We start from the raw sequence: 11654 nt of genomic DNA, 5'->3' as shown, positions 1-11654 counted from the left end.
CCCTCAAAGTAGGGCTGAAGCCCTCACTACAAACCTTTAATTATTTACGTTGCTCTACTTATGTGATTCATGAAAATTACTTGATCAGCACCTTCATGAATATCGTAGGAAACTTTTATACGGTCATTTGCATCGTAAAATATTATACTAACTTTATTTGAGTTGTGCCAGATAAATTCCGTAGAGACTGTACTGTACAGTCTCTACAGTTATGAATAATGCATTTATTTTTGGGAGTCGACATGGAACGCGCCATTTCCGCCTTGGGAATCTTGATTTTTATTGGCATTTCCTACGCTTTCTCGATCAATCGCCATGCTGTACGTTGGCGAACAGTCGCTTGGGGGTTAGGTTTGGAGTTTGTCTTGGCGCTGGCGATTCTCAAAACTCCCTGGGGTTTGAATGTGTTTAAGTCACTGGGGGATATAGTCAGTAATTTTTTAGCATTTTCTGATGTCGGTGCCAAATTTGTCTTTGGCGAAAATTTCAAAGATCATTTCTTTGCCTTTCAAGTGCTACCGACAATTATCTTTTTCTCTGCATTTATTAGTGTTTTGTATCATTACGGCATTTTGCAGCGGGTGGTGAATCTACTGGCTTGGGGGTTGATGAAGACGATGAAAACATCAGGTTCTGAGTCTTTATCTTGTGCTGGTAATATCTTCTTGGGGCCCACAGAATCAGCGCTGATGGTTAAACCTTATATAGCCAACATGACGCAATCAGAACTCCATGCAGTCATGACTGGTGGTTTTGCCACAATTGCTGGTGGGGTACTAGGCGCTTATCTCTCCTTTGGTATCCCAGCAGAACATCTGATTGCGGCTTTCTTTATGAGCGCTCCTATTTCATTAGTAGTATCAAAATTGCTTTATCCAGAAACGGAAATATCGGAAACTACTGGTAAATCCCAGATGGAAATCAAGAGCAATTATGTGAATGTGATTGATGCGGCTACTACGGGAGCGATTGACGGCGTCAAGTTAGCCGTTAACGTTGCCGTAGTCATTATTGCCTTTTTGGGGTTGTTGGCTGCTGTGAATGCTCTGCTGGGATGGTTGGGGGCGCTTGTTGGTTTACAGCAACTGTCGTTGGAGTGGATATTGTCTTTGATTATGGCTCCTGTGGCGTGGTTGATGGGTGTACCTTTTGCTGATTGTGGACAAGTTGGGGCGTTATTGGGTAAAAAGACTATCCTCAATGAGTTTCTGGCTTATGTGGATTTGGGGAAACTAATTGAGAAACAGCAGATTTCCCAACGTGCAGCCATTATTACGACTTATGCTTTATGTAATTTTGCGAATATCGGCTCGATTGGAATTACTATTGGCGGGATTGCGGCGATCGCACCAAACCGCCAACAAGATTTAGCTCGCATGGGTGTAAGAGCCATGATTGGCGGCTTACTTGCCAGTTTTATCACTGCTTGTATTGCAGGGATGCTGGTGTGAAGAGGAATCATTTTTGGTTTTCTTTGATATAACCCAAACTCCAGTTACTGGGCTGTTGTAGCTGATTTGCTTTGCCTTGAAAAATTAGCCCTAGGGCTGTGCGAGTTTGCAAATATCCCTTCATTAGGTAATGTCCAGGCTTGGCATCAATACCAGCATAGGTATTGCTAGGAAATAGCAGATTTCCACAGTAAGTCTGCTTTTCTGATATATTTACGGTTATCATGCGGTCACGCATATATCCATTGGGAATCATGAATATACCGTATACATGATGCCGACCGCGCCAAGGTTCAATCACTATTTTCTCAGGATGAATGTAGTATTTTGTCAGGTTGTCGGCAATAAATCCCCGTTGCTGGCAAGGAAATAACGGTAATTGCTTCCAGGCGTAAGAACCGCCTAAAAGAGCAATTAAGCTAAGTGTAAATAATATGTAAATTATGGGACGTTTTTTCACCTGTTAGATCCAGCACTACCTCTTTTTGGTTATATCTTGAGTTTTGCTGAATGCCCAGACTAACAAAAGCCGCTCGGCTTGGGAGACGCTGGGCGTTAGTCAAAATGAAAGCTTTCAAAAGCCACTCCTATTTTTCTTTTTCCAGAGTATAAAACCGGAAGGATCTGCATTTTTAAATCATCTAATTTACTGTTATTTGTTGCTTGCTTTTAGGGGAATATCGTGTTAATATCTCCGAAATTGCTGTGAAAATTTGACTTTTTAATTGACTAAAAATCCGGGTTGCGATCGCTCCATGCAATCGCATTAAGCACTACCTCCAAGACCGTTTTAGCACAGCATATAAACTTCATCACCTCAGGTTTCAATTCATGAAAGTAAGTCAGTCACTGTGCTTACAAATGAATTGTTATATATCGCTGTAATCCTTGTGTTTTAAGGGTTGCAGTGAAAAATTTTATGTTCTGTTTGGCAGCTAAACTCATGAAAACCACAAATAAATATTGCCGCTTGCCCAAATCATCCGGATTTTGGGAGGGGGCAAAAATTCGCCCGGAAAACTTGGTTAAACTTGCTTTGCGTGCTAGGAGCAAGATAGGGCAAGTAGGGATGATTTTGACGGCAATTGGTGGGGCAATCTTTTCGGGAAATAATGCGATAGCCCAAATTAATCCTGATAATACCCTTGGTGCTGAATCTTCGGTGGTGACACCAAATGTGGATATTAAAGGTGTGTTGAGCGATCGCATTGATGGCGGTGCAACGCGCGGTGCCCAACTCTTCCACAGTTTTAGCGAATTTAACGTCAACAACGGACGGGGAGCCTATTTCAGCAATCCGACGGGAATTGAGAGCATTTTCAGTCGGGTAACGGGGAATAATGCCTCAAATATTGCTGGAAAGCTTGGTGTGTTGGGAAATGCGAACTTATTTTTGCTCAACCCCAACGGGATTATTTTTGGCCCCAACGCTTCATTAGATTTGGGGGGTTCGTTTTTAGCCAGTACAGCCAACAGCTTTAATTTTGGCGATGGGAAAGAATTTAGTGCGACTAATCCGACAGGTGCGCCATTGCTAGCGGTGACAGTACCACTGGGAGTGCAATTTAATCAAGCGCAACCAAATGCGATCGCAAATTCCGGGAATTTAGCAGTGAGTACAGGGCAAAACCTCACCTTGCTAGGGGGTACAGTTGCGAGTACAGGCAATTTATCAGCACCATTCGGACAGATTGCAGTTGCAGCAGTTCCTGGTGGGAGTGTGGTAAATCTGAATTCATCAGGGCAATTACTGAATATTGATACTTCATCAACAGCGGGAAATTCATCACAGACGAAATCTTCTCTAGCTAAATTGTTGACAGAGAATAATCAAATATCCCTGCCAGAACTGACGGTGAAAAGTGACGGAAATGTAGAGTTGGCGGGTTCTGGCTTGTCTGTGGGGGATGGTGATGTAGTAGCCAAAAACGTTTCCGCCCAAACTGCGACACTTACAGCCCAGCAGAATTTAACTTTGGTAGAGAGTCAGTTAAATACAACCGGTGATTTGAATTTGTTGGCTGGGGATACAGTGCGAGTGCGGGATACTGTTGCGAATCCCTTTGTAGCCCAAGCTGGGGGGAAATTATTAGTTCAGGGTAAGCAAGGAGTTGATATTTTTGCTTTAAACAATTCCTCCAGTGGTTTGGTTTCGGGAGGGGATATGATTTTGCGATCGGCTAACACTGTGGGTGGTGATGCTCACTATTGGGCTGGTGGGAGTTTTCGCATTGAGCAAATGGATAGCAGCTTAGGCGGTTTATTCAGTCCTGATGATCCCATTATTCGCGCCGCCGGAGATGTGAGTTTTGACAGCTATGAAGGAGCTTCATTACACATTCTCGCCGGCGGGAGTGTGACAATTGCCGGCAACGTTAACATTACGGGTGCAGAAACAAATCCAGCGAATGGACTTGTTGAGACAGTACCTTTATCACAAACACTACCAGATGGAACTTCATCAGTCGAGATTAATGGTGTAGCATTTCCAACCCTGGATATTCGGGCAGGTGTGCATGCAGATGCGATCGGTATTCCAGGACTCACACCAGATCCCATCCCAGGAATTGTTAACCCAACTGATAGTAGCCAGCCAACAAGCGCGAACATCGAAATAGGAAATATCTACAATCTATCTGGAAAACAAAGTAACACTGGGCAGATACTTATAACTAATCAATACAATCCAAATGCACTACCAGGGTCAATTGAAACAGGATTAATTTCTACATACAGTGATGTTGATATTGATTCACGAGGTGATATCACTACTAATGGAGAAATATTTACTGAGATTGGAAAAGATACTACTTCAGATAACAGAATTGCTGGTGATATCAGACTTATTGCTGATGGAAAAATTAAAATTGGTGGCAGTCTGTTATCACAAATTAGTGAAGGAAATGGGGTTGCTGGAAATATTACTCTCAAGGCTCGTGGTGATATTACGGCTGGTGATACTGAAAAACCAGTAAACATTATATCTACTAGTAATAGTAATAGTAATGATCAAGGTTTCAGCATAATCAGACTTGAATCATCACAAGGATCAGTGTTTTTGGATAAAGTGAAATTGAGTACCACTAACACTGGTTCTAATTATGCAGGAGATATTAGAATAAATGCAGCAGAAGGAAAAATTGAAATAACTAACAGTCCAGAAAATGATGAACAAGGAAAATATCTTGGTCTTGGTATCATCAGCAATGGATATTTTGGAATAATTGATATTAATGCTGGCAATAATGTGTCTATCACAAACGCTAATTTGACCGCCCAAACTCCAAGCAATTTACCCGAACCTAGTATTTCTACTAATTCAGGAAATATTAATATTACTTCCAAAAATGGAAACATTGAGATTAACAACTCTTTTTTGACTACTTTAACTCAAGTATCATTTGATGATGATTCAAAACGTATTAATGGTGGCAACATCGACATCAGGGCTACTTCAGTCTCCCTAACTGGAGGCGCTCAATTGTCTGCCAGCACTTTTGGAAAAGGAGATGCGGGCAGTATATTTTTGTCTGCTAAAGATTCTGTTTCCCTTGCAGGTACAGGCACTACCGTCTTCAGTAATGTAGAAGCAGGGGGTGAGGGAAATGGTGGGAACATCGATATCAGGGCTGCTTCAGTCTCCCTAACTGGTGGCGCTCAACTGCAAACTGTTACTAAGGGTATAGGAAATGCAGGTAATATCAAGATTCATGACACTGATACTGTCCAATTTGATGGTAGTACTGCTTTCAGTACTGTAGAAGACGGGGGTGTAGGCAATGCAGGTACAATCGACATCTCAGCTGCTTCACTCTCCCTAACTAATGGCGCTCAACTGCAAACCTTGATTCGTCAAGGACAGGATGGCAAGCCAGCTGGACAGGGAGGGAAGGAGCCGGGGAAAATCAACATTAATGTCACAGGTGAGGTGAAGATAGAAGGGCAAGGCAGTTTAATTAACAGCGATGTTCAGCCAGGGGCAAAAGGTGATGCTGGAGAAATTGTTATCACTTCTGGTTCGTTGTCCATAACTAATGGCGCTCAAGTGTCAACCAGCACTTCTGGAGAAGGAAATGCTGGTAGTGTTGTTGTATTTGCTCCAAAAGTTGTTGTCAGCGGTACAGCTACCAATGATCAACTCAGAGATTTTTCCGATACAACAAAACTTAGTGAAGGCATATTCGCTAAAGCAGATCAAGAAAAAGGAATTGCGGGCGCAATAGGAATCTTGACAAATGAGTTAAGGGTTGAAAAAGGAGCAGAAATTACTGTTAGCAGTCCAAAAGGACAGGCAGGAAACCTGACAATTTTAGCAAAGAAAGTTTTGCTGAATAATGGAGCCTTCATTGCTACAACTGGAGAAACTGTTGAAAATCAGAAGGATGGGGGAAATATTATCCTACTATCAGATCCAGTTGTGATTAATACTTTATTTCAGCTATTACAAAATCCAGAATCAGTGGATGAAAATACGCTAAATGAACTTAATAATAGGATAGAAAAACTGGATTCAGCGTTACTTTCATTGATAGCAGAAGAGAAGCTCAGAGGAGAAGTATTACCTGGTTCTCCTCTTGATTTCCTCCTTATGGGTAACGAAAGCCGAATAGCTGCTAACGCCGGAAACAATGCTGATGGTGGTAACGTAGCTATCAACACTAGACTACTTATTGTACTTCCACCAACAGGGAAAAATGGTAGTGACATCACTGCGAATGCTCAAGGAGGAAAAGGTGGTGTCGTTGCTATTAAAGCTGAACCCTTGGGTATTTACGGCACTGAATTCCGAAAACAAGCAACTGATAACACCAATGATATCACTGCCTCTTCAGAGCAAGGTTCAGCAGGCATTGTTTCACTGGCTATACCCAATGTAGACCCCAGCAAGGGATTAATTCAGTTACCAGAAGAATTGGGTGATTCTTCAAAATTAATCGCTCAGAGTTGCCCAGTGGGTGGACAACAGGCAAGTAGCCAATTTGTTGTCACCGGACGGGGAGGTTTGCCACCAAGCCCTGATTCGGCACTCAACAGTGATGTTCTTGTGGGCAATGCAGCAGCTAATAACCCAGCACAAAGCAGTTTCCCAGATTCCGCTTCAGTAGCCACTGTAGAGGCTCAAGGTGTCAACATCGGCCCCAATGGCGAAATTCTGCTCACCGCTAACCCCACTAAACTCGCTTCCTATAGTTCTTGGCAGAGGTTCACAAGCTGCAATGCAAAATAAGTCTTTCCAAAATCTCCACGAGGGTAAGGTTTGTTCTCAAGCTTCTAAACCCCCTCTTACCCCCTTTGAAAGAGATATGTTGCCAGAAGGCACTTATCTCTTCAATGTTGATATCATCAGTTCTCAAACTTCTAAATCCCCCCTTCCCAAAAAGAAAAAAGCACCCTCCAAAGCCCCGCTGTTTACAGCAGGTTTCATTTATTTGAACCACATCTGTCGTAGGGGCACAGCAGTGCTGTGCCCCTACAGTGGGGTCTATTTACCGAAAAATCGCTGTAAGGCAACTGGTGGGGGTTGGGGGGATCTTCCAAGATTCAGCAGTTGGAAAACATACCCTAAGCTGCTTCTGACCATCCTCACACTGGGGCTGTGTCTACCCAGTTCAATCACTGCCTACGCTATGGAAGTGGCTCAAGTTACTGCCCCGCCTAACTTACCGCAAACTTTGCCCCCGCCCCAAGATGTTGTTCCTCCTCCGTCTCTACCTTCTCAACAGCGGCAGGTTCCATCACCTTCTTCTCCACAAGATTTGCTCCCTATCCAACCAACTCAACCAACTGAGGAAGCCCCGACGGCAGTTCCTGAGAAGTTTTTGGTGACTAAGTTTGAATTTGTGGGGGGTACTGTTTTTAAAGACGAACAACTCTTACTAGCGATTGAAAAAGGTTTATTGGCGGGTGGGGATAATAGATTTTGTCCGCCGCTTCCCAGTAATGAAGCTCAATGTCAAAGGCTTCCCAGAACTGAGGCAGATCCGCCGGTAGAAATCACCTTTGCTCAACTGCTAGAGGCGCGTTCGGCAATTACGCAGTTTTATATTGATAAAGGCTACATCACCTCTGGGGCGCTGATTCCTGAACAAGCCCTTCCCCCTGGTGGCGGTGTCGTCACGATTCAACTGGCTGAGGGTAGCTTAGAAGATATCAAAATCATTGGAAATCAGCGATTAAATCCGAACTATATTCGCAGTCGGTTACAACGGGCTAATCAAAAACCCCTAAATCGCGATCGCCTCCTCGAAGCACTGCAAGTCTTACAACTCAATCCTCTCATTGAAAGTTTATCGGCGGAATTATCTACAGGCTCTAGCTTTGGGAGCAATTTGCTATTGGTGAAGGTAAAAGAGGCCAGAAGCTTTAACACCCAAATCAGTCTTGATAATAACCGCTCACCAAGCGTCGGCAGTTTCCAACGCAGTATTCAACTGAGAGAAGGTAACTTACTAGGAATCGGCGATGGTGTCAATCTCCGCTACGCCAACACCGATGGTAGTAATCAAGTGGATGTGGGCTACACCTTACCGCTTAGTTCCCAAAATACTACCCTGAGCTTCAACTATGGTTACTCCAGCAATAATGTGATTGAGGAACCCTTTGACGAGCTTGATATTTCCTCTAATTCCAGTGAATATCAACTAACTCTGCGTCATCCAGTGATTCAAACTCCTAGACAAGAATTAGCTCTGGGACTTACCGCAGCCCATCGGGAAAGTCAAACTTTTTTAGGATTTAAAGATACTGGCGGCTTTCCCCTCTCTCCAGGGGCTGATGACAAAGGACGGACTAAGGTTACAGCACTGCGTTTCTTTCAAGAATTTACCCAAAGAGGCGATCGCTCAGTTTTTGCACTCCGCTCACAGTTTAGCTTGGGACTTGATGCCCTGGATGCCACCATTAATCACAATGATGAACCCGACAGCCGCTTTTTTGCTTGGCGAGGACAAGCTCAATTAGTGCGCCTTTTAGCCCCAGATACCATCTTACTCATCCGGGGTGATGTGCAATTAGCAGACAGAAGGCTGTTATCTTCAGAGCAAATTGGACTCGGTGGCCAAGCCAGCATCAGAGGATATCGTCAGGATCTCTTATTGGCTGATAACGGTGCTTTTGGCTCAGTTGAACTCCGTTTACCAATTCTCCGGCTTCGTAAACAGCAAGCACTTTTACAGGTTGTCCCTTTTGTCGATCTTGGTACAGCTTGGAATAACTCTGGGGGTGCAGACATTGAAACTGACTTTTTGGCCTCTGCTGGAGTTGGTTTGCGATTTCAGTTAAGCGATCGCCTAAATGCCCGTTTTGATTGGGGAATTCCCATTGTATCTGTTGATTCGGGTGGCAGAACTCAACAAGAAGACGGTTTGTATTTATCTGTCTTATGGAACCCCTTCTAAAACGCAGACTTCTCCAACTCTATCGTTATATCTCCATGCAGAAACTAAACCAGCGCTTCATCACCACAGTCCTGCTAGCTCTTTTGGGGCTAATGATCGCCTTGAGCATTCAGGCATTTTCTCAGCAAATGGCGATCGCTAAAAAACCAAACGCAACACAATTGATTTGTACCAGTACACCAAATCTCAGCCCCGAAAAGTTAAGTGAAAATGGCAGAATTAGTTACGAACAAGGACGCTTTGACGCAGCCATAGATTGTTGGAAAAAAGCCACAGATACCTACAGCCAAAACGGCAATAATACTGAAATCATCAATAATCAAATTAACCTAGCTCAAGCCGAGCAAGCTTTAGGACTATACCCCAGAGCCTGTAATACCCTAGTGCAAATTTATGGAGAAAAAGACTGCACTAGCCTCTTACAAAATGAGATAAAACAAAAAATTTTCTTCAGCACACTAAAACAAAAAGCCGATTCTCCAGCCAAAATTACAGGCTTACGCAGCTTTGGCAATATCCTCAGAGGAATTGGTGAACTAGACTTATCTCATGAAGTCTTGAAATTGAGTTTAGAAATGACACAATCTCAAGACCAAACAGCAACTTGGCTTGATATTGGCAATACCAGACGGGCTTTAAGTAATAAAGAACAAGACTTATATAGTCGCACTCAATCTGAGGAAAATCTTGTTTGTGCAATTATCAATGCTTACACATCTCAAGAAGCTTACCAAAAAGCAATAAACGAAACTAGCTCAAATTCCCCCTCCATTATTCCACTACAGGCACAGCTAAATCAATTGAGTCTGCGATTAGATACCAAAGATTGGCTCAACAAAATTCAAAAAGAGACTCAGGATAAACCCAAGAAAAACCGCAATCTTTTAGAGCGAGTCTTTCAACCTAACTATTTTGTTAAACGTAAACAAACAGAGAATTGCTCCCAGCAATTAACCGATGATCAATCCCAACTTCCTAATCAAATCCGTAATTGGGTAAATCAGAACTTATCTAACCAAAATCAGTTACAACAGATTGATAATCTTCAACAGCAAATTGAGCAATTACCACCAAGTCATACAGCACTTTACACCAGACTCAACTTTGCCCGTAGCTTAATACGATTTCAGGCTTTGCCAGGTATAGATCAAAAAACAGAATCATTTCTCAATACTACAATTGACCAAGCCAAAAATCAGAACAATTTAAAAGCACAATCCTATGCCCTAGGATATCTTGGTAAGCTATATGAAAAAAACCAAAAATGGGAATTAGCTAAAACCCAAACTCGCAAAGCTTTACTCCTAGCTCAATCCATTCCCTCGCCAGATATAATGTATCAGTGGCAATGGCAACTAGGGCGCATCTACAAACGTGAGCTTCCAGCTAGAGAAAAGGCTAACACAAAGGATAAAGAAAAAGAATTCCCAGAAGCACGTTCTGCTTATGCTGGAGCATTTAAAACCCTAGAATCTCTGCGTCGAGAGTTAGCAACAGGTAGCCCAGATGCTCAATTTTCTTTTCAAAATGATATCGAAGGTATCTATCGGGAGTATGTTGATTTGCTGTTATGGAATAAAGAACCTTCAGCAAATTCTCTTTCCCAAGCTCGTCAAGTTATCGCCTCTTTGCAATCAGTTGAATTAGAGAATTTTTTGCGGCTAGCTTGTCCAGAGTACGACGTTAAAGAAATTGATAAAATCATTGATGAAAAAGCCAAAAATACCGCTTTTCTATATCCCATTGTCTTAGAAGATAGAGTAGAAGTAATCGTCAAAGTCCCGACAACTTCAACTAATAACAAAGATGCAAATCAAGGGCTAAAACACTACAGTACATTCATTGAGAGAAAAGAAGTTGAGCGACAAGTTAGGCAGTTACAGATAGACTTGGAAGAAGAGTACACCTTTGATGCGGTTAAAGACGAAGGTCAAACAGTATACGGATGGTTGCTGAAAGGAGCAGAAAAATATCTCAGTAAAGATATCAATACATTGGTATTTGCTCTCGATACCAATTTGCGAAATATCCCCTTGGCTGCACTGGTTTCCGGTCAGGATGCAGGTAAGCCGCAATATTTGGTGGATAAATATGCGATCGCACTAGCTCCAAGATTAGAAATTCCCAACCCTCGACTCCTCCAAGGTAAAACACTAACTGTCTTAGCTGCTGGTTTAACTGAACCAGAATCAGAAGAAGACAAACAAAAATTTCCCAAATTACGCTTTGCAAAAAAAGAATTAGACGCGATTAAACAGGCTAATCCTGCTAATATTTCAGTTTCCCCACTCCTGGATACAAATTTCAGGATAAAAAATTTCAAAAATGAAATCAACACTTCTAGTTTTCAAGTCCTGCACTTAGCTACACATGGCGAATTTAGCTCTAGTCCTGAAAAGACATTTCTCTTAACTTCAGACGAACAGATTGTAGTTAAAGAAGTAGGGAATTTATTCCGCAAACAAGCTCAAAATCAGTCAGAACCCATTGAACTGCTGGTGCTAAGTGCCTGTGAAACCGCTGCTGGCGACAAGCGAGCCACCTTAGGCATTTCTGGAGTAGCTGTACAAGCAGGCGCTCGCAGTGCTGTAGCTTCTTTATGGTCACTAGACGATGAAATCAGCGTTGAGTTCACTGAGAAGTTTTACAAGCAGCTTGTTGACCCAAATCTCACAAAAGCGCAAGCCTTGCAACAAGCTCAAATAGAACTGAAAAATTCACCTGGTCGTGAACATCCAAGATATTGGGCACCCTATATTTTGTTAGGTAATTGGTTGTAAAGTACATACCATTCGTAGGGGCACAG

Annotated in this window: 5 protein-coding genes; 4 read left to right on the top strand and 1 reads right to left on the bottom strand. The window is 42.6% G+C overall.

Translation table 11 applies throughout. The features are described 5' to 3' along the window. Positions 1–242: 242 nt before the first annotated feature. Entirely contained in the window at positions 243–1451 is a 1209-nt protein-coding gene (locus CYLST_RS19030; RefSeq protein WP_015209357.1) for a NupC/NupG family nucleoside CNT transporter, read from the top strand. 7 nt (positions 1452–1458) lie between these two features. Here CYLST_RS19030 and CYLST_RS19025 read toward each other — a convergent pair whose 3' ends face one another. Continuing rightward, positions 1459–1911 (bottom strand): hypothetical protein, encoded by a 453-nt coding sequence (locus tag CYLST_RS19025; protein ID WP_015209356.1) that lies wholly within the window; start codon positions 1909–1911, stop codon positions 1459–1461. 483 nt (positions 1912–2394) lie between these two features. On the opposite strand from CYLST_RS19025, the gene CYLST_RS32370 reads away from it, so the two are divergent. Genes CYLST_RS32370 through CYLST_RS19010 form a run of 3 tightly spaced genes read left to right on the top strand, consistent with a single transcriptional unit; the run spans position 2395 to position 11628 of the window. Continuing rightward, a complete protein-coding gene (locus CYLST_RS32370) occupies positions 2395–6678 on the top strand; it encodes a two-partner secretion domain-containing protein (RefSeq protein ID WP_051056132.1) in 4284 nt (1427 codons plus the stop codon). Continuing rightward, on the top strand, positions 6668–8848 hold the full coding sequence (locus tag CYLST_RS19015; protein WP_015209353.1) for a ShlB/FhaC/HecB family hemolysin secretion/activation protein: 2181 nt from the start codon (positions 6668–6670) through the stop codon (positions 8846–8848). The genes CYLST_RS32370 and CYLST_RS19015 overlap by 11 nt, the downstream gene beginning before the upstream one ends. Before the next feature lie 35 nt (positions 8849–8883). Further along, the gene (locus tag CYLST_RS19010; protein ID WP_245587404.1) at positions 8884–11628 is read left to right on the top strand and encodes a CHAT domain-containing protein; all 2745 of its coding nucleotides are present in this window, start codon (positions 8884–8886) and stop codon (positions 11626–11628) included. Positions 11629–11654 lie beyond the last annotated feature (26 nt).

Source organism: Cylindrospermum stagnale PCC 7417 (assembly GCF_000317535.1).
GTDB lineage: Bacteria > Cyanobacteriota > Cyanobacteriia > Cyanobacteriales > Nostocaceae > Cylindrospermum > Cylindrospermum stagnale.
Note: the sequence above shows the minus strand (reverse complement) of the source record. Positions and strands in the feature narration are given on the sequence as shown.

Bases quoted from the DNA above. Each gene is read 5' to 3' on its own strand.
- CYLST_RS32370 (WP_051056132.1), top strand. From the start codon at position 2,395: ATGAAAACCACAAATAAATATTGCCGCTTGCCCAAATCATCCGGATTT.
- CYLST_RS19015 (WP_015209353.1), top strand. From the start codon at position 6,668: ATGCAAAATAAGTCTTTCCAAAATCTCCACGAGGGTAAGGTTTGTTCT.
- CYLST_RS19030 (WP_015209357.1), top strand. From the start codon at position 243: ATGGAACGCGCCATTTCCGCCTTGGGAATCTTGATTTTTATTGGCATT.
- CYLST_RS19010 (WP_245587404.1), top strand. From the start codon at position 8,884: ATGCAGAAACTAAACCAGCGCTTCATCACCACAGTCCTGCTAGCTCTT.